Genomic DNA, 17,215 nt, shown 5'->3' with positions numbered 1-17,215 from the left:
ATCAAGCAATCAGGAAATCGATTGCTGCACGAATGTATGGCGGTGGAGGGAGCCCTGCAGTCTTGCGAGCCAATCGGCCGGCAAGCCGTCCCTTCCCAACATCGGCAATCATGGATAGTAGCTGTTCGCTATCGACAGTTTTGGGATCGGCTTTCCATGCCGCTAGACGGCGCTTTCTCTTTGCACCGAAACCCTCTTCCTCCAAAACTGCCAGCAGACTGTTCACCAAAGCCGGCGTCTGAGCGATCTCTACTTCAAGCGTAGACGTATTGACAAACAGTCCGGCTTTGCCCATTTCTGTGCGAAGCAATTCATCATTGGCGACAAGTGCACCTTTGGTGGTCGCATCGAGCACTGGATTGTTTCGGATCTCCTGAGTTGCATCGAACAAATCCAATATGCGCTTACGACCGAGTGGAGCATTGGGATCAATTGGGTCCCAATCGGTGATAACCGCATATGGAATCGCGAGGGCCGCCGCTAACTTGACATATGGCCTGAAATTCACCCCCGCGACATTGCAGACGGTAATGCCTAGCTCGTCCAGATTATGGCCACAGCTTGCAGCAAACCCAGGCATTAAAGCTTCTTCGGCATCGCCTTCTACAAAAAGGATTCCGTTTGAGAAGAGGATTTCGGCGCGAGTCGCATTCAAATACCGCTGCAGGTCTTCAAACTCTTCGGCCGTCAAAGCAAGGCCCGCCAGCGAAAACGCTTCCGTGCCGCGATCCGGTGTTGGTTTTAGGAGCACGATAGAGTTCAGCGGAGCGATGCCCGCAATGTTCGGAGAATGCGTAGTTAGCAGCAACGCATGGGATTCGCTTGTCTTCTCCGTGAAGATCTTTTGAAACACTTTGCGTTGCAGCTGCGGATGCAAGTGCGCTTCCGGCTCTTCTACACAGAGTACTGTGTAGTTCCTCTCATTCTTTTGCTGGCGCCAACCGAACTCTGCCAGTTTGAGTGCCAGCAACGTCACGTTTGCGGCACCAAGGCTGGCGTCCGCAATGCCGCGCTTTCCATCGTCTATAAAAAAACCAATCGAACGAAAAAGCCGCATCGATTCCATTGCCGCAAAGCCAAGCTTCGGGCGCACGTCGTGAATGGGGCCTGCAAGTTCAGCAATATCGTTGCGCAGAGACGTTTCCAATGCGGAGATAGCCGGTAGGTTGCTTAACCTATCCGTTGCGTTGGCAATATCTGCGGTAAGCGCATCCAAGTCAGCTCTCGGCACTTGCGCAACGGCATTTTCGAGTAATGGCCTCAGCGGCGAAACTCTCCATGATGCTAAATCGTTTTCCGCATCTCTGAGCGCATGCAGCAGATCTAAGCAGATGCGACGGCGAAGGTCGGTGCGAAACGATCGCGTCTCATCGCCGCCGCCGAAGAGCTTAAAATCATAGTCAGCCTCTGATTGGGGCGGTCCAGAGACCTCGCTTTTCTTACGAAATACATAGCTCAACCTGGCTGTTCTGTAGTCGGAAGCTAGCCGGTAGTCAGTAAGGAGCGTCGTTCGCGCCGGATCGGCGTCGAATTCCACAAAGTCAAGGTGAATTTCGACTCCTGGCGATGTAGCAAGATCGGCACCATCCCAAATGTCGGACAGCTTGAGCTGGCGGGCAGAATCCGGCAACACTATGTCCAAGACCAGCCTCAGGGCATAGATAAAATTGCTTTTTCCAGCGCGGTTTGCCCCAAGCATGACGATATTTTGAGAAAGCGGCACGTCAAGCGAAGCAAAATTCCGAAAATTCTTTATCTGAACGCGTGAAATATACATAGGTCTTTCTTTGTTGTTTTTTATTAAAGAACGGGCGCATGCTGGTTCAAGGATGTGCGCAGCCTTCAAAAGGTGTCGAAGCCTGTTTGTTGTCTAAGTCAGTGTAGCGCATGTGAATGCACGGAAATTGCCACACTGCATTTCCATTAGGCATACAGATGAATCCTGGCTTTGATATGGTCTTAAGGTGTGATGACAAATTGCCACGCGCCTTCGTGACTTCATTCCCTTGCAAGACGTTGTCCTGAATTAATTGAAATGGATAGAATTTCGCGCCAGCAGCGAAGCGCGGTAATGGCGAGAGTCCGAGCGAAAGACACGACGCCGGAGTGGCTCGTACGGCGCGCCGTACATAAGATGGGTTTCCGCTATAGGCTCCATCGTGCCGATTTGCCGGGAAAACCGGACATGGTCTTTCCTCGGTTAAAGAAGATTATTTTCGTCCATGGATGCTTTTGGCATCTGCACGCCGGGTGTCCGAAATCGCGACTGCCCGCATCAAACACTTCATTTTGGCGTCAAAAATTAGAGCGCAATCGGGAAAGAGACGAGCAACACCGTATTGCACTAGAGGCCGCGGGTTGGAGCGTACTAGTCCTTTGGGAGTGTGAACTCCGCGACCCGCAGCGTCTGGATGAGTGTCTAATAAAATTCTTGACGGATTAGACGGTAGGTGAAGGGCACTTAATCCATGCCTTAGGTTGGCTCAGAACCTGGTCAATCACCAGATTTAATTTGGAGATCTCATCTAACTGCTGCTCAAGCCGCGATAACAGTGCCAAAAATTCTTCAATTGTAGCTTTCCGAAGCGGCACTCGAGCATAACGATAGGAAAACCATTTTACCCATTCCTCGATCACGGCATAGCCGGATATGCGAATGTTGGCGACTGCTGCGTCCACCGGATCTGTCGAGAACAACGCCGCGCCGTTTGCATCGACCAAGTTTAGCGTGACTCTTCCGTCGTCCTGAACCACTTGACTGACCCCATGCAGCTTTTTTTCGTCCTTTTCTTCATAGCGTTCCAACAGCTCTCGTCTGACGCTTGATAATCCAATAGAAGATTTCGGGTTTTCCAAATCGGCCAAACGTTTGCCGCTTTCAGCGATCTCCCGAAACCAGTCGCCGTTTGCCGCAATAGGCAAACGGGGAATGGTTTGCGACGAAGCCGTCGTAAACAGGGCTCCCGAAAACGCCTCCAAATAGGCGTCGGAGCAGAGCATTGCGTAACTGTAATAAACGAGCGCCTCGTCCGGCGCCATGCCGTGGATTTTAGGAATGCTGCCGATCAAAGAAGCATCAAAGTTCGGGATGGGCGTCTTATCCCAATCTCCTTTCGCCGGCTTGTAATTTGGAAAGAGCCTGCTCACAAATTGCGCGTTCCCACGGCGGCAAAGATCATTGTCGGGGACACCCCAGCAAAAAGAGACAAAGCGATGCAAATCCTCCGCAATGTCTTTCCTCGATGGAGCTATGGTGAACGCAAGATTGCTTTGAATTGAGACTGCGCTCCGGACCTCCGGACGAGCTCGCGCCCCTCCTCCCGGCATCGACGACAACGCGGATAACACTTCTTCGTCAAGGACCGCATAAAGATTGACGAACGGCCGATGCAAATAAGGAGTCGCACTGTTACGGTCTGCCGCCTTGCGTAGGGAAGGTTTCAATGCATTGAGCTTTTGTTCGGTCGGCGGCTTACTTTGGCCTGAGAACCAATCACGTTGCACTTCGGCGAAGGGCACTCCGTCCTTGGAGATGGCCTTGCTGCGTCGAGTCAGAAGGGCGTGATTAGCGTGCACCAAGAGAGAGGTTGCTCCGAGTTTTAACGACGACGAATGCCTTACGAAAATTGAATGCTCCCCTTTCGCGAGCTGTGACTTCGAACTTGCCGAGTAAATTGGCCAGCAGCTTTGCCAAAGCTCTGGGTCGTAAAACTCGCTAGGCCGAAACCTATATAAGGCATCCAATTCGACGACTTTGTCGAACACGCGGTCGAATCGTTCCGGCGTCATTGACTGCGTCAAGTAGTCCTTCTTTTCCTGCAACGCCAAATTCCGGATAGATCCATATCTCATCGTAGTCGGAGACCAGGACGAATCCGATTCGTCAAAGGCCGCGATGAGTAGAGCACGACCTTGTAAAGTGTTAAAAAGGCCGGCCCCTGCGCTGCCTGAGCGCAGATCGGCGTCGAGATCCAGCGTCCATATAAAGCGGAAGTTCTCTGCCAGCCATTTACGGGCAAAACGATAGGAGCCGTGTTCCAGAAAAGACTCGGGCACAATCAGCGCAATGATGCCGCGTTCGCTCCTCGTTGCCCTATCGGCAGACCAGCGAAGAAAGCGTACGAAATCATTCCGAAGCTGTTTTTGAATGTTCTGTCGTGTTCCTCTGTGTTCCTGAGGGGGACGAAAATCCTCGATCAGCTCCGCAATGTCGGAGTAGACCTTAGCCAATTGATGTTCCGCTTTTGTGGAATCGGAGGAAGGCGGATTTCCGATTACCGCGATAATCGGCGGTTTTGCAAACTTTCGAGCGTCGATCTGCTCCTCTTGAAAGCGATTAGGAGATTCCGCTTCGGCGTCAACCGGCAGATTCAAGCGGTCGCTCAGCGTGTTAGTAAGTAAGACGTGGATTTGATTTTTGATAGCCGCTTTCGCTGCCAGTTTTAGACTCAAGCGGTAATGAGCCAACGCGTACGGAGCGGGCAGGATCTCGAAGCCAATAATTTGAGGCGACGAACCGTCCGGTAAACATTCAAGCATCTGCTCGATGAAAGTGCCCGTGCCGCAACATGGATCAATCAGCTTATTGCCGGAGGTAAATACCGACTCTCCGAAAACCTTGCGAGCGGCGTGGTCTACCGCCGACACTGTGAACTTCGCGAGCGCGGGAGGCGTATAGTATGCGCCGAAGTCGAATCGCGTTTGCGGGTCGTATTTCTCGAGGAATCGCTCAAATAGTAAGTGGAAGTCCGGTGTTTGCGTCTGGTTTGTCGTAAGTCGAACGTATGAGAGTAAACGCCGGCAATCGTCGTACCACGTGCTTAAAGCCGATTCGTAGTGGTCTTTAGGCTCTAGTTCGTCCTTCAATTGGAGAATTAATTCCTGAAAAGGTCGAAGCGGGACCACTTTTCCTGCTAAGCCATCGATCCAATATTCGTGAATGCGCATATAGCGTTCTGTCGGCGTAACTTCGCCCTGTGAGCTTGAGCGATGTGAATACAACAAACCGAAACAAAGCACCTGAGCGACAAAGTCAGAAAAGGGCTTACTCGCTGCAAGTGACGGATCATGATTTTGTTGTAGAAAATTCTTAAGAGACTGAAGTTTCTTGATGACTTTCTGTTCGCTCTCGCTGAGCGCAGCGGCAGGGTCCAAAGGAACCAATTCCTCGATTTGTTCGGCCAATCGTACGGCTCGAACGGCAACTTCGCCAACTAAGTGCTCCTCAGAGCATTCACGTTGATGCGGAGACGAAAAAAATTGCTTGAATCGAGCTTCCAACAATGGATTCGGATCCAGCTTGTCCCAACCGGTGGACGGAAGCGGCTTCGGCAGCAATGAGACTGTGATCGGTTTCCAGTTCTCTGCTGTCAGATAGAAAATAAAATCGATACCATCCGTAAGTATTAGATTTTGTTGAAGTGCAAGATAGCGTTGAATCTGTTCTTCGTCTTTCGACGGATTCAAAGCGTTCTCAGGATTTAGAGCTTTCGCCTCGATGAATCCGTACACCCCGAGATTGGTTTTGTGATAAAACCGCCAATCTGGTCTGCCGGCCATTTGCTGCTTCCGGGGCTCGAATATGATTTCGATGCCATCTTTGTAGATCTCTTCCTTTAAGTCTCGCAAAAACGCATCCAACGCGGGGCGGTACGACAGCTCCGGCGTCGCTCCTCCTGTAACACTCGCTTGGAAGGTTTGCTCTAATTCTTTGAGGTACTTACGAGACAGCGTCTGAAAGGTCATATTGTTTTGCTTTTATTGAGTGGCACGAGATTATTTGCCGCCCGAGTACTTCGGCCAGCTTAACGGGAACGGCATTGCCGATTTGTCGCGCAATGTCCACTTTCGACCCGCTGAACACAAAATCCTGCGGAAACGTTTGCAGCAGGGCCCCTTCGCGCAACGAAATGGTGCGGAGCTGTTCGGGATGCCCGAAGAGACCACGCGTGAAGCTATCGAATCGGGCCGTGATAGTCGGAGCTACTTCATCCCAAGCCATTTTTCCGTACACATTGCGATGGCCGATTATCGAAGAGCTAATTTTGTGGCAGTCCGCAAGGAGCTCAGGCGGTAAATGATCCCTACCCTTGCCTGGAGGGAGTGCAGCTAATCGCTTCTTGTTTAACTCACTCAGCTTGTCGGAGCGATGATGGACGATAGTAGGATGTTCCGAACCATCAAGCGGCGGCGGCGGTAGGTGGCCAATCACTTCTCGGACGGTTATCTTTTTGCCGCGCATAGGGGCCGGAAATTCAAATGTGGGAAGGTAACCGTCCAGCCGCTCACCGACAAAGAAAACTCGACGCCTACGCTGGGGCACGCCGAAGTCTTGAGCATCAAGCGTCTTGCAGTGCACTGCATAACCGAGTTTTGTGACCCTTTCGATTTCCTTGTCCAGGATTAAGCGTCCGCGTTTGCCGGTGATGCCCGGTACGTTCTCCATCAAGAAATAGGCAGGGCGTACTTCATCCACCAGTTTGAAGTAGGAAGAGACCAAGGTGTTCCGCGCGTCGCGATCATTTCCGATGCGCTGTACCGAAAACCCTTGGCAGGGTGGGCCGCCAGCCAGAAGGAACAGTTCCCCTTGCTCGAGATTTAACTCTCGCAGTAGTGCACCACCCAACAAATCATTTACGTCTGCCTGTCTTGCGGGATGGCGTAAGCGTTTCTTGTTTAGATTCTGCGTCGCTATGCAGTGTGCGTCGAAATCAAAACTCAACAGCACATCAAAGCCTGCGTTCGTTAGACCTAACGACAGTCCACCTGCGCCTGCGAAACTATCAATGCAGGTGTACTTCATTTTTTAGACCTGCTCGACTTGATACCTGCAATGACACTGGAGTATGAGCTGCTGACCGGCGTCTCAATGCTTGCAGGGCTCTGTTGAATCTCGTCCGCCGTCGGTGGATCCAAGCTAAGCTCGTTCAACACATGAGCGGCCACACCTAGTGAGAGAAGCGGAGGAACGGCCTCGCCGATTTGACGATAAATTCCATCGGATTGCCCGGTAAACGTGAAACCAGGAGGGAAACTCTGCAATTGCGCGCACTCGCGGATAGTTAGTCCGCGATGCTGTTCCGGATGCACAAAGCGTCCGCTGGCCGGATTACGTGCATAGTGCGTTATTGTGATCGAAGGGCGTTCCCAATATAGCCTTCCGTACACGTCGGAAAATCCCTTGATGCGGTCGAGGCAAGCAGGCCCGACTCCGATCGGACGGCTTCCTCCGTTTGGCGGCACCGCACGGATGGTCGTCATCGTCGATGGTTTGTGGCTCGCTGAGTAATGCAACGAATCCGCGTATGTGCGTTCTCCGGCTGCCACGGCGGGAAGATGGCCAATGGCATCGCGCACAGTGCGAAACTGTGAGTGATCCGTTAATGGCGGAAGCGGTAGCACAAAGTCCCGCTTCATCGCGATGACCACTGCGCGAAATCTCTCCTGGGCCACACCAAACGTCGCAGCGTTGTAAATTGATTGCTTAACGATGTAGCCTGCTTCTTCGAGAATCCGCTTGGCTGCACTAAATTCATCCCAATACTTCGTCGACAACATTTCCGGCACATTTTCCATCACGACGCATACCGGATTGATTTCCTTCGCGATTAGGGCGAAGCGTGCCGGAAGGGAGTTGCGCGGGTCGGGCTTGTCCCACGATTTTTTTCGGTGTGACGAAAAACCCTGGCAGGGCGCGCAACCGATAAGGATCGTTTCCCTGCTTGGGTCGTATCGCGGATATTGCTCAAGTAATCCTTTTATCCGAGTTTTGCTTTGCGATACTTCTGCAATATCGGCCACGACACACGGAACTCCAAAGTTCGCCTCGAACGTGTTTGCAGCCACAGGATCTATATCGCAGCCTCCTACGACTTCAATGGACTTAGTAACTTTGCCCAATGCCGCGAAGCCTAATGAAACACCGCCGCAGCCGGAGAAGAAATCGATTACTTGATAGCGTGCTTGTGGAGTGGCCTTTGATAAAGGCTTCCAACTCCCCAAGGCAGTCTCAGCTTTGCGGAAAATTTGCACGTAGTCGGAGCGAGATTGTGATCTTTTTGTCGTTGTGCGTTTGGCTGGAACCTTGCGACGCGTGATGGAAGGGGCGGTGTCAGCAACTTCGCCTTCGGGTTCACGCGCAAGTTCGGTATCAGATAATTTCACCATAGCTGGCTCTGTGTGGGTCTAGTTCTTGTTTGTTTGAGCGCCTCTGCGCGATCTGGTCTGGGGCTACGTAGGAGCGCGCGCTTGTATGTTGACGCATCCACTTCAAACCGGAAAATTTCCATTCTTCGCAGAAACTCCATTGCGCTGTCCAGCGAGCCAAACAGACGCGCAGTTCCTTTCGCGGTTATCAACATTTTGTCGGTTGATCCGCATTTGACGCGAAGCCCAAATCCACCGTGTTGCCCGTAAACCAACACGCCGTTGATTGAGCTGGCTTCGGCAAGCTCCTTTAAGGCGGCTTCCTTAATTTCGTCACCCATCGGTAAACTCTCGCGGTGAATCAGACATTAATAAATGTCGCAAAGGATAACATTATCCGTCAACATGCGAAGCGCGATCGTGGGATTTTTCGAATGGCGTTGTGTCATTCTCACCAAGGCTCGGTCCATTCGACTCGGCGTCTCGCAATATTGGCGAATTCGGCCCTACCGTCATCGTTCTTTGGCGCAAGCCACAGGAAATTCCGAACGAGAGCACCACCGCAACGAGTCGACGGATTTCGATAACATAAATGCCATTATACTGTATATATGAACAGGTAAATTGCTATTGGAATGCCATTTTAGGCACGTCGCTAAAGAAGCATAGGGAAACGCATCGCCTGCGGGGGGCGGCATCTACAGCCGGATCTAATGCCTAAATCCGAAAATTGGTTGGCTAAAAACAGCGGCTGCTCGTACGGATTCGTCGGTGTCTTGATGAGCGCGTGCTGGAAACAGGCACAAAGGCCCCTAGCTGGCCGACTGTCACTGTTTCGATGGGGAAGGGACGTGCAATTTCGACCTAGGCAGCAATCAGGTCGGCCCCGGTAGGTCCTGGACGCTGCTAGCCAAAACTGCAGATCCAGCAGTTAAATCCGGGTGGAAAATGTTGTTGCGAGCTGAAATGAGACTCAAATGTGAATCAAATTGACCGTATCGTTCCGGATGCGCTGGAGTTCGCCGTTAAGCGCGGCGGCATCACCTAATCGCGCTTTCATGCACGTATGGAACGAAACCGGACGAGAAAGCGGCCACAACCGATTGTGGCGTGAGCACTGTCACCACTGCCGAGGTCGGGAAGGAAACCGCCAGTCCGTACCCGGCAAACGACCAGGGCATGTAGCGACCGGCAAACACGAGATAGGCATTTATATCGTGCTGAAACATTGAGCCGGTTGGCAGCGTTGCCAACGCGGCTTCATACGTAACTTTGCCGCCGCCGCGCCGTGTGCGCTCCGGATGTAAGCATGCGTCCAACTGCGGCAAAGTAAACTTTGCATGTTCATGTGGCGGGACATTTGCACTGAGCCAAGCGGCTTTGAAGGCATTGCTGCGCTGCCGCTGGCAGTAAGAGCAGGGACGGTGCCCAGCCGCAAAGGCGGTCGCCTCGTCCAGAAAGAACAGTTCTGAATAATTCCCTGCCGAGAACGGTTTGGGCCGCTTAGTGCCCTTATACAAAAGCAGACAAGTGACCCACGATTTATGTGCCCAGCCTTTCACGATACGGTTGCTCGCATCGTGCAGGATGCCGCGATTGCCCATCAGCGATCCACGATCGGGTACTACAACCAGCTGGCCCCACGGATTGACTCTGTTTTGTAGCACTTAAAGACTCTTTAAGGAACGTCGTTTTAAAAATCGAGAGCACCGTCGGTCTCGTACTCTCGTAAATGTTATCTACTCGCCAACGTTTACGAAAATAACGTTCCTCTTGTTTGGATATGTGAACCTCTCAATTTCAGCATAAGCTTCATTGACCGCCACACACAGATAGTCGAGTAAGGTGCACGTTTCTGCATCATCTAACTCTTTAGGAGTTATCAGGTTCATTGGCGTCGAGTGCAGAAGCCTGCTGGTGTATTTGTACAGAAATTTGTAGTGAGACTGCATTCCAACACTTGTCGCCCGATCTGCCCAGTTCCAACGTACGGGCTCATCAAGTTCTCGTTGCATAGCCGCCGGCAAATCAGTCGGCATTGATGCCTTAAGCTCGTGAAGGTGGCGCTGTAACGTCTCAATCCGCTCGCGGTGATGGGGTATTGCCTTAGTTTCGATAAGGTGGGCTTGAAAAGCAAAGCCATTTGTTTTCGCTTGTTCGCCATAAAGGGAAAAAGTTGCGCGAACCTTTGCGTCTACTGCGGCTTCGTGAGCCTTTATGTAGTCACGGATAGCGCGTCCATCCTCTTCTGATGGTTCGTTTTTCGAGATGAGATGCTTGATAGCGTCGAAGTCGGGCGATTCTTCGTCTTTCAGGGCATTGAAAAGGGCGATCTCCTCATTCGCTTTTTCGATCGCCTGTTTCTGACTGTCGAGCTGTTGCTCCAGTAGCTGCTGATAAAACACGAGCCCGTAATGGCGATCCTTGTTGAACAATTTCAGCCAGATTAGGTTTTCAAAAATGTTTCTTGACAGAGCGATAAGCTCAACCGCACCTTGTAGATGTGACTCAGCCAGTATTGTGTCGAATTTCTCGATAGTTCCTTCTTGCGCGCGAAGGACCCAAGTCTCTGGCAGAAATGAGTGATTGGAGCGAGTTTTGGCGATCCAATTAATTTGTCCTCGCAGCAAAGGCAGAACTGTCGAACTCTTGTTCGCAATGAGATCTTCTAGTTCCTGCCTAAGTGCATCTGCTCTTGTTTGGCTCATGTAAATCTGATTCCCTTAAGCTGTCAACTGTAGCCGTTTTAGACGACATAGCTGTAATGCGAGAACACGGGCGTTTGGCTACATGGAAAGAGTGAAATGTATAGCAGATACTCTTGACACTGCAAATCTCGCAGACGTTAAGGAGGCTTGTGTACGCATAGAAGTTACATTGTGTCCGGTCGATTGCGATGCCTTACTGGAAAGCCCGGCTTATGTGCGGACGACCGAAAATCTCGCACTTATTCCGACAAGTAGGGACGGAGCGGCCGTCGTTGTACGCTCTTACCTTTACAATCTGCAATTCAACCAACTAGGTCGGGGAAACATATGGCGGAGATTACTCGTCGTCGCACCGGAGAGCTGTTACGGGAGCTGTTCGACGTGCTTAAAGAGACGCCGGAAGGTTTGCAGGCACGTGACGCACTGAAGGCATTGGAGAGCCGCGTGACGCTCAGTTTGTATGAAAGCGGCAGCTACGAATCGACCGGCGAGCGGCGCTTTGAAAAGATCGTTCGTTTCGCCACCGTCGATTGTGTGAAAGCCGGGTGGATGCTAAAACACAAGGGGAGATGGACGTTAACGCCGACCGGCTTGACCGCGTATGGCATGTACGCTGATCCCGAGGCCTTCTACAAAGAAGCCGTGAAGTTGTACAACGCTTGGAAAGCCAGCCAGCCGGGTCCCAGTGCAGCGCCGACTTCGGAAGAATCGACGCTTGGACAAGAAGAGAGCGAAAAGGAGTCCAGTATCACGTTCGAGCAAGCCGAAGAACAAGCATGGACGGAAATCGAACAGTATCTTCAGGCCATGAATCCGTATGAGTTTCAAGATCTAGTGGCCGATTTGCTGACAGCGATGGGGTATCACGTCGCTTGGATTTCACCGCCGGGCAAGGACGGGGGCGTGGATATTCTCGCTTATAACGATCCGCTGGGTACGCGGCCGCCGCGCATTAAAGTGCAAGTGAAGCGAATTAGCCAAAAGGTGACAGTGGAAGGTTTGCGGTCTTTTGCGTCATTGATTGGCAATGACGACGTTGGACTCTTTGTTTCGACCGGCGGCTTTACGAAAGACGCTGAAGATTTCGCTCGTGCGCAGGAAAGCCGAAAAGTCACATTGATCGCGGTTGATAAGCTGGTGGATTTATGGATTACGCATTACGGCAAACTAGACGACATGGCGCGGCGGCGCTTGCCACTGACGCCGATCTACTTCCTGACGCCGCAAACGTAACTGCATTTCTTCACTAAACCGTGACACGTACAAGACGCAATATCCAGGAGATGCGATGGGACGCAAAAGGAATTCCAGTCCGGCGGAAGACTTGCTTGATCTGGTGTCCATGTTGCCATGGTGGAGCGGGGTGGCGCTGGCGCTCGTAAGCTACTTCGTACTGCATGCACTCGCTGCCCGTGTACCGATGACGGCTGCGCAGCCAGGGCAGATCGGCCAAATGGTATCAAGAATGTTGTGGCAGTCGCTCGCGTACTACGGTCAGTTCTTTCTGCCGATGCTGTGTCTGTTCGGTGCGGTCATCTCTGCATGCAAGCGCAAGCAGCGCCGCGCGCTGATTGCCAATGTGGCGGCAATCCCTACCGCCGATACATTGGACGGCATAACATGGCGCGAATTCGAGATGCTTGTTGGTGAAGCGTTCCGGCTGCAGGGATACCAGGTTGTGGAAACCGGCGGCAACGGCGCGGATGGCGGCGTTGATCTGGTGCTGCGCAAGAACAACGAGAAGTTCTTCGTGCAGTGCAAGCAATGGAAAGCGTACAAAGTCGGTGTCGAAGTTGTCCGCGAACTGTACGGTGTGATGGCGGCGCATGGCGCTTCCGGAGGCTTTGTGGTGACTTCCGGTCGCTTCACCGATGCGGCAACCGAGTTCGCACAGGGGCGAAACTTGAAGCTGATGGACGGGCCAGTGTTGATGAAGCTGATCAAACATGCGACCGCGACTCGACAGGCAACGGCTGTCAACCGAACGGTTGGCAATGTTAATTCTACGGTGAGCACAGCGTTCGGCACACCATCGTGTCCTCGTTGCGCCAAAGCCATGGTGCAGCGATCGGCTAAGAAGGGAACCCACGCCGGCCAATCGTTTTGGGGCTGCGTGGCTTATCCTTCGTGTAAAGGCATTCGTCCATTCACATGAATGGTGGCTACATCGCGGTTGCCGATCAATGTGGCTTTTTCATGGACTCTACGAGTGCTTCCAAGTCGTCTAGAAAGTCCGGATCGTATGGTTGCTCGACATAGTCCAAATTCCATAAACCGCTCTGCCGAATTTCCAGTCGCGGGCTGTACTTGCCAAGCCAGCCGGGATTCGTAGCATCCAACGATTCACCATGGCTTGCTAGAAGTGCGATGGCGTTTTGCTCGATCCGTGCCCGCATGCTAGTGGGACCGGGCGCATCGGGAACGTTGAGCCACAATATGCTCATCGCACCGATGTATGCTGATACCTTTTGTTCCCATTCCGCTTCCAAGGCTCTAGCGGCAATACTGGCGCGGACTTCCGCGGGCATCTTTTTGCCGTTACCCCAGGATGGCAGTGCAAATCCATCATAGGCGAGCAACGCTGCGCCTACATGCAAGCGGAAGACCGAGCCGCGATGGTTTCCGCCGCCGCTTCGGGTGCCGCGATGGGTGCGCAACCGACTCCACAACTTGCTTTTTGCATTGGCGCTTACCGCGTGCGTGCCAACGCGCACAATCCGCAACGTGTCTGTATGGGAGCTTCGATATTGACCTGGCTCCCGAAAGAAATAGACGCCGCGGGTGGGGAAGGGCGTCCGCCCAGTGTAGTCACGTAAGTATCCACCTTGATCAGGGTACTTTTCGAGGTCGGCGAGGAGACGATAAAAGCGATCCATGTGTGCTTTATGACGTTCCATTTAATGCTCCTTAAGCCAGCGAAGTTGTCTTCCGAACGACAGACCGTGCATCGGCACTTCGACTGAAAGCTGTTTGCTTTCAAGGAATGGGATTAGGGATTCGCGATAACGCTTGCCAGCTAATACAACCACAGATGCTTCGGCCGACAGCACATCATTCAACTGCTGCTTAACCCGTTCCGCCCATATTGCGCGTTCATGTTTAAGCATCGTGTTTAATGTGCGCTCGTAGGGGGAAATGACGGTGTCGGGACGGAGCAGTCCGAATTCGGCTGACAGAATGTACCAAGCATCCGTATGCCGTTCTGCGTAACGGCGCATCCCGGCGAATAGCGGCGACGTGTACATCTCGGCTGCCGCAACGGCATGCTGCCGCTTAGACTTTACGCATGAAACGAGTGCAATTCTCTTTTTCATAGAAGCCTTTCTTCTGTGATTGCGTTGCTTCCCTATGCAACATGCACGAGACGGCCATTGAAAATACTTGAAACGCAGTCCGGTGCAGTCCAGCTGAAGTTTTCTTCGCCATAGAGCGCGCGGACGACACGATGGTTTTCTCGGTGCCGCTTCAGTGTCGTGGTCTCTTGATGCGTGGTGCCACGGTAACAAGTGCGCCATCCTCGCTGGTAATTGCGTAGTAATCCAAATACTCGTCAATCAATGGCGCTAGCCGACCGGCGTACACTCTTATCTTGCGTCGTGCTGCTTTATCGAAGTAGTGTGTAGTCGCGCCTTTGCCGGCGTATTTGGTGGCGCCAAAGCCGAGCAACAGATCAACCACAATGGGCGGAATGCCGCGCTGCTGTTGGCGAATTTGTGCATGTCGAGTGACGTACATGGGATTGCCTCGTTGATTTGAGTGGCGATTATGTAAGCGAATGTTGAACCGTTTCCTTCACTTCTTGACGCAGTGCCTTGAGCCGTTCGGCGAGAAGCACTTCTTCGACACGTAGCGCAAAGAGCCGCGGCGGAAAGCTCAGCAGCTCTGCGAGTTCAGCGACAAACGTTGGGTCGGAAAGGGGGGTAATATTTTCCGCGGTAAAACCGTACTGCTGACATAGGCGCTGGAACGCAGTTAGATGTTCCGGATTTTCAGCGGAACCGTTATCAAGTGCGACTACGCGTGTGACGAATGTGCCGAGCAAGTCTTTTATGTCCGTGAACCGACGTTCGGCAAGCTCAAGTACGCGAATATCTTGACGTGGTTTGATTGAAATATAGCGGCCCTTCTTTTGCAGCCAGTCTTTGGCATCTTGAATTGCGATTACGGTGCGCCCGTCGTGCGAGTAGGTTGGAATATGGTGGGCTCGCTTAGGATTCGCTGCGGTACGTATTGTCGGCTCCCCCATGTCAGCCAACAAAGCCATTTGTCGGATCGTTAGCGCCTTTCCATATCCCCCGTGTGGTGGTTCAACACGATCCACCATCGCGAGCGACTCGTATTCGCCGCCGCTATCGAAGTTAAAAAACCGTTCTTCTCCCTCGAGTATTAACCGCGCATTCGCCAATTCGGCAGTACGCAAGCAGTTCGAAACACTTTCTCGGCCTTGTCCCCCAATGTGCATCCAAAATTTGACGAGACTGGAGTTAGCTAGGTCGCGGATGATGGCTGCCATGACGATGTGGAAGCCGCCTGGGCCTAGCGGTTCGATGGTGTTATCCACTTCTCCATGATAGGCGTAGCGATACATGGCTTCGAGACTGAGGGCGAAAGGCGTATGGCGTATATCGTCATAGGTGAAATCGTCCGGGACGCGTTCCGGATCAAAGTCAGCAAAGTCGGCTGTGCGTTCCTTACCTAGGAAGCGCATTGCCGTTCCTGCATCTCTCATTGCGGCGATCATTTCGGCCTGCAAGTAGAAAACCCAGCGTATGTCTTCTTTAAACTGTTCAAACGTGTACCCGAATGGGCGGCGAAGCAGCTGTTCATCGATCGACGCGTCTTGTTCCATGGTTTGCTTGCTTATTAGAATCACAAGGTGACGAAGTTGTGGTGTAGTGGATTACATATCGGTTTTGTCACTTTATCTCTGAAGCGCGAAAGGTCCAACAGCGACTTTGCTGCTACCTGATATTCATCAAGATCACGACCTAGCCTCGGCTTCTGGGGCTATTGCGCTCAACCAATACGTGCTTCTGCTTAGCGTTTTTCTGCTCGAAATCTTGTTGCTGACGTATTGGCGGGAGCGCAATGCAAATTCCCGCCGAGGGAAGCGGGCGCAGCCGCTATTGACGTTACAAAGGGCTGCGCTATTGCATGGCCAGTTATGGCGCAGCATCGGATCGGCCGGTTCAGTTGCAGCGATCGCCGATGGCTAGTGCGCCGGTCAAGCGGACGGCTAGCGTGTTTCCATCGCCGCTTGCGTACCGAAAGTAGAGCGGCGACACCGGACGCGGATGAACGGTGAATTCCAAGCGCGCGTTATAACCGCACAGTGAAACATCGTCGACGCCTGGGTCCAAAGCGAGCAGCGCGTGCGGAGTGTAGTTGGCGCCAGATTGGACGCCTTCGCTACCGACAAGCAGCGCAAAGTGGTGTTGACGACCGTGACGACTGTGCCAGCTGACAAGTACGATGGAGCCGGCATCCAGCGCAGCAAGCGCAAACGGTAAGCACGCCGTGGTGGTACCGGCGCAGCTTGTAATGCTGCGTCCGGTTCGCAACGACTCAATCATGGCGGCGAGCTCGTCGAGCGTCGCGCCATCGAAATAGGTGGCTTGCGCGGCTCTCCGTAGGCGTCCAGCCACGCCGCGCCGACGCTCTGCCAGTTCCACCACACTGTGCAATTCACCAGCCAATGCCATGGCCATGGCGACGCAGTGCGCGCCGCAGCCGGAATCCCAAATCCCTTGGCGCGCCAACAGCGGTTCAAGTCGATTCTTGCGTGCGACCGAAGGCAGCATGTCCACGCGCAACTCCGGATGCAGACGCTGCACCAATGTTCGATGTTTCATGGTTACGCCTCGCCTGGTACGAGCAGTGTGGTGGTGCAGCGATCGCGGTCAGTCACGACCCAGACTGGCGTTGGTGGTGCGCCAATGGAATACGCCGAGCGTATCTGCTGGCCACAACGCAAGGCGAGATCATTGGCGGCGATTTCGGTAGCGGTAAGGTCACCCCAATCGCCGTGCTGATGGCGTGCGAGTAAATCGGCCGGTGCAATTCCAGCTTGGAGCAGGGAGGCAGCGGCACGCGGTGTGACAATGACTTGGCCGATGGCGAACAGGGGTAATGCATGCTGAGGAAAACGGTCGTGCAAGTCAGGGGTAACAACCGTAGCAAGCGAGCGCCGACGGTGCAGGTTTGGTGTGGCGAACTGCGCCACAGTGTTACGTAAGCGGCGAGAGGACATGGCTTCTCCAAAAAATGCAAAGCGATGGACGAGCGCCGACCTCCAGCAATGCGGATGCGATTTCAGTGGACAGGGCAGAGCATCATGACGCATCAACAGTCAGCGTCACGAT

The 17,215-nt window shown here is 52.9% G+C and carries 16 protein-coding genes; 3 read left to right on the top strand and 13 right to left on the bottom strand.

The features are described 5' to 3' along the window. Position 1: 1 nt before the first annotated feature. Complete coding sequence (locus FAY22_RS17360; RefSeq protein WP_146331512.1) at positions 2-1,777, bottom strand: ATP-dependent endonuclease; 1,776 nt, start codon at positions 1,775-1,777, stop codon at positions 2-4. A 258-nt stretch (positions 1,778-2,035) separates the two neighbouring features. Here FAY22_RS17360 and FAY22_RS17355 point away from each other — a divergent pair, with 258 nt between their 5' ends. Continuing rightward, positions 2,036-2,443 carry a very short patch repair endonuclease gene (locus FAY22_RS17355; RefSeq protein WP_146331509.1) on the top strand — a complete coding sequence of 136 codons (408 nt, stop codon included), beginning with the start codon at positions 2,036-2,038 and terminating at the stop codon, positions 2,441-2,443. On the opposite strand, the gene FAY22_RS17350 is transcribed toward FAY22_RS17355, so the two are convergent. The 6 genes from FAY22_RS17350 to FAY22_RS17325 form a co-directional block, all read right to left on the bottom strand. Next, the gene (locus FAY22_RS17350) at positions 2,440-5,745 is read right to left on the bottom strand and encodes a type ISP restriction/modification enzyme (protein WP_146331508.1); all 3,306 of its coding nucleotides are present in this window, start codon (positions 5,743-5,745) and stop codon (positions 2,440-2,442) included. The two genes, FAY22_RS17355 and FAY22_RS17350, sit on opposite strands and share 4 nt — an antisense overlap. Continuing rightward, positions 5,720-6,802: a DNA cytosine methyltransferase gene (locus tag FAY22_RS17345; protein ID WP_146331506.1), complete on the bottom strand. Its 1,083-nt coding sequence runs from the start codon at positions 6,800-6,802 to the stop codon at positions 5,720-5,722. The genes FAY22_RS17350 and FAY22_RS17345 overlap by 26 nt, the downstream gene beginning before the upstream one ends. Then, on the bottom strand, positions 6,799-8,166 hold the full coding sequence (locus tag FAY22_RS17340; protein WP_146331504.1) for a DNA cytosine methyltransferase: 1,368 nt from the start codon (positions 8,164-8,166) through the stop codon (positions 6,799-6,801). Before FAY22_RS17340 ends, FAY22_RS17345 begins: the two co-directional genes overlap by 4 nt. Continuing rightward, complete coding sequence (locus tag FAY22_RS17335) at positions 8,160-8,486, bottom strand: hypothetical protein (protein WP_146331501.1); 327 nt, start codon at positions 8,484-8,486, stop codon at positions 8,160-8,162. Before FAY22_RS17335 ends, FAY22_RS17340 begins: the two co-directional genes overlap by 7 nt. A 699-nt stretch (positions 8,487-9,185) precedes the next feature. After that, positions 9,186-9,749, bottom strand: coding sequence for a hypothetical protein (locus tag FAY22_RS17330; RefSeq protein ID WP_210411845.1), 564 nt, complete (start codon positions 9,747-9,749; stop codon positions 9,186-9,188). Positions 9,750-9,884: 135 nt separating this feature from the next. After that, positions 9,885-10,853: a hypothetical protein gene (locus FAY22_RS17325; protein WP_146331495.1), complete on the bottom strand. Its 969-nt coding sequence runs from the start codon at positions 10,851-10,853 to the stop codon at positions 9,885-9,887. A 327-nt stretch (positions 10,854-11,180) separates the two neighbouring features. On the opposite strand from FAY22_RS17325, the gene FAY22_RS17320 reads away from it, so the two are divergent. Continuing rightward, positions 11,181-12,086, top strand: coding sequence for a restriction endonuclease (locus tag FAY22_RS17320; protein WP_146331492.1), 906 nt, complete (start codon positions 11,181-11,183; stop codon positions 12,084-12,086). Between the two features lie 55 nt (positions 12,087-12,141). Next, positions 12,142-13,008, top strand: coding sequence for a restriction endonuclease (locus tag FAY22_RS17315; RefSeq protein ID WP_146331490.1), 867 nt, complete (start codon positions 12,142-12,144; stop codon positions 13,006-13,008). A gap of 25 nt (positions 13,009-13,033) precedes the next feature. On the opposite strand, the gene FAY22_RS17310 is transcribed toward FAY22_RS17315, so the two are convergent. The 6 genes from FAY22_RS17310 to FAY22_RS17285 all read right to left on the bottom strand — a co-directional run bounded on the left by FAY22_RS17310 (position 13,034) and on the right by FAY22_RS17285 (position 17,103). Then, positions 13,034-13,750 (bottom strand): hypothetical protein, encoded by a 717-nt coding sequence (locus tag FAY22_RS17310; protein ID WP_146331487.1) that lies wholly within the window; start codon positions 13,748-13,750, stop codon positions 13,034-13,036. Further along, entirely contained in the window at positions 13,751-14,167 is a 417-nt protein-coding gene (yaaA, locus tag FAY22_RS17305; protein WP_146331484.1) for a peroxide stress protein YaaA, read from the bottom strand. Between the two features lie 151 nt (positions 14,168-14,318). Next, positions 14,319-14,588 carry a hypothetical protein gene (locus FAY22_RS17300; protein ID WP_146331481.1) on the bottom strand — a complete coding sequence of 90 codons (270 nt, stop codon included), beginning with the start codon at positions 14,586-14,588 and terminating at the stop codon, positions 14,319-14,321. 28 nt (positions 14,589-14,616) lie between these two features. Next, complete coding sequence (locus FAY22_RS17295; RefSeq protein WP_146331479.1) at positions 14,617-15,702, bottom strand: hypothetical protein; 1,086 nt, start codon at positions 15,700-15,702, stop codon at positions 14,617-14,619. Positions 15,703-16,042: 340 nt separating this feature from the next. Next, the gene (locus tag FAY22_RS17290) at positions 16,043-16,705 is read right to left on the bottom strand and encodes a hypothetical protein (protein WP_146331476.1); all 663 of its coding nucleotides are present in this window, start codon (positions 16,703-16,705) and stop codon (positions 16,043-16,045) included. Positions 16,706-16,707: 2 nt separating this feature from the next. Beyond that, a complete protein-coding gene (locus tag FAY22_RS17285) occupies positions 16,708-17,103 on the bottom strand; it encodes a hypothetical protein (protein ID WP_146331474.1) in 396 nt (131 codons plus the stop codon). Positions 17,104-17,215: the final 112 nt, after the last annotated feature.

Origin of the sequence: Noviherbaspirillum sp. UKPF54 (genome assembly GCF_007874125.1) — a bacterium.
In the GTDB taxonomy this organism is placed as follows: Bacteria; Pseudomonadota; Gammaproteobacteria; order Burkholderiales; family Burkholderiaceae_D; genus Noviherbaspirillum.
The sequence above is the reverse complement of the archived record's forward strand: the minus strand, read 5'-3'. Positions and strand labels throughout refer to the sequence as shown.

Bases quoted from the DNA above. Each gene is read 5' to 3' on its own strand.
- FAY22_RS17320 (WP_146331492.1), top strand. From the start codon at position 11,181: ATGGCGGAGATTACTCGTCGTCGCACCGGAGAGCTGTTACGGGAGCTG.
- FAY22_RS17295 (WP_146331479.1), bottom strand. From the start codon at position 15,702: ATGGAACAAGACGCGTCGATCGATGAACAGCTGCTTCGCCGCCCATTC.
- FAY22_RS17340 (WP_146331504.1), bottom strand. From the start codon at position 8,166: ATGGTGAAATTATCTGATACCGAACTTGCGCGTGAACCCGAAGGCGAA.
- FAY22_RS17355 (WP_146331509.1), top strand. From the start codon at position 2,036: ATGGATAGAATTTCGCGCCAGCAGCGAAGCGCGGTAATGGCGAGAGTC.
- FAY22_RS17285 (WP_146331474.1), bottom strand. From the start codon at position 17,103: ATGTCCTCTCGCCGCTTACGTAACACTGTGGCGCAGTTCGCCACACCA.
- FAY22_RS17335 (WP_146331501.1), bottom strand. From the start codon at position 8,486: ATGGGTGACGAAATTAAGGAAGCCGCCTTAAAGGAGCTTGCCGAAGCC.
- FAY22_RS17345 (WP_146331506.1), bottom strand. From the start codon at position 6,802: ATGAAGTACACCTGCATTGATAGTTTCGCAGGCGCAGGTGGACTGTCG.
- FAY22_RS17330 (WP_210411845.1), bottom strand. From the start codon at position 9,749: ATGGGCAATCGCGGCATCCTGCACGATGCGAGCAACCGTATCGTGAAA.
- FAY22_RS17360 (WP_146331512.1), bottom strand. From the start codon at position 1,777: ATGTATATTTCACGCGTTCAGATAAAGAATTTTCGGAATTTTGCTTCG.
- FAY22_RS17315 (WP_146331490.1), top strand. From the start codon at position 12,142: ATGGGACGCAAAAGGAATTCCAGTCCGGCGGAAGACTTGCTTGATCTG.
- FAY22_RS17290 (WP_146331476.1), bottom strand. From the start codon at position 16,705: ATGAAACATCGAACATTGGTGCAGCGTCTGCATCCGGAGTTGCGCGTG.
- FAY22_RS17300 (WP_146331481.1), bottom strand. From the start codon at position 14,588: ATGTACGTCACTCGACATGCACAAATTCGCCAACAGCAGCGCGGCATT.
- FAY22_RS17310 (WP_146331487.1), bottom strand. From the start codon at position 13,750: ATGGAACGTCATAAAGCACACATGGATCGCTTTTATCGTCTCCTCGCC.
- FAY22_RS17350 (WP_146331508.1), bottom strand. From the start codon at position 5,745: ATGACCTTTCAGACGCTGTCTCGTAAGTACCTCAAAGAATTAGAGCAA.
- yaaA (WP_146331484.1), bottom strand. From the start codon at position 14,167: ATGAAAAAGAGAATTGCACTCGTTTCATGCGTAAAGTCTAAGCGGCAG.
- FAY22_RS17325 (WP_146331495.1), bottom strand. From the start codon at position 10,853: ATGAGCCAAACAAGAGCAGATGCACTTAGGCAGGAACTAGAAGATCTC.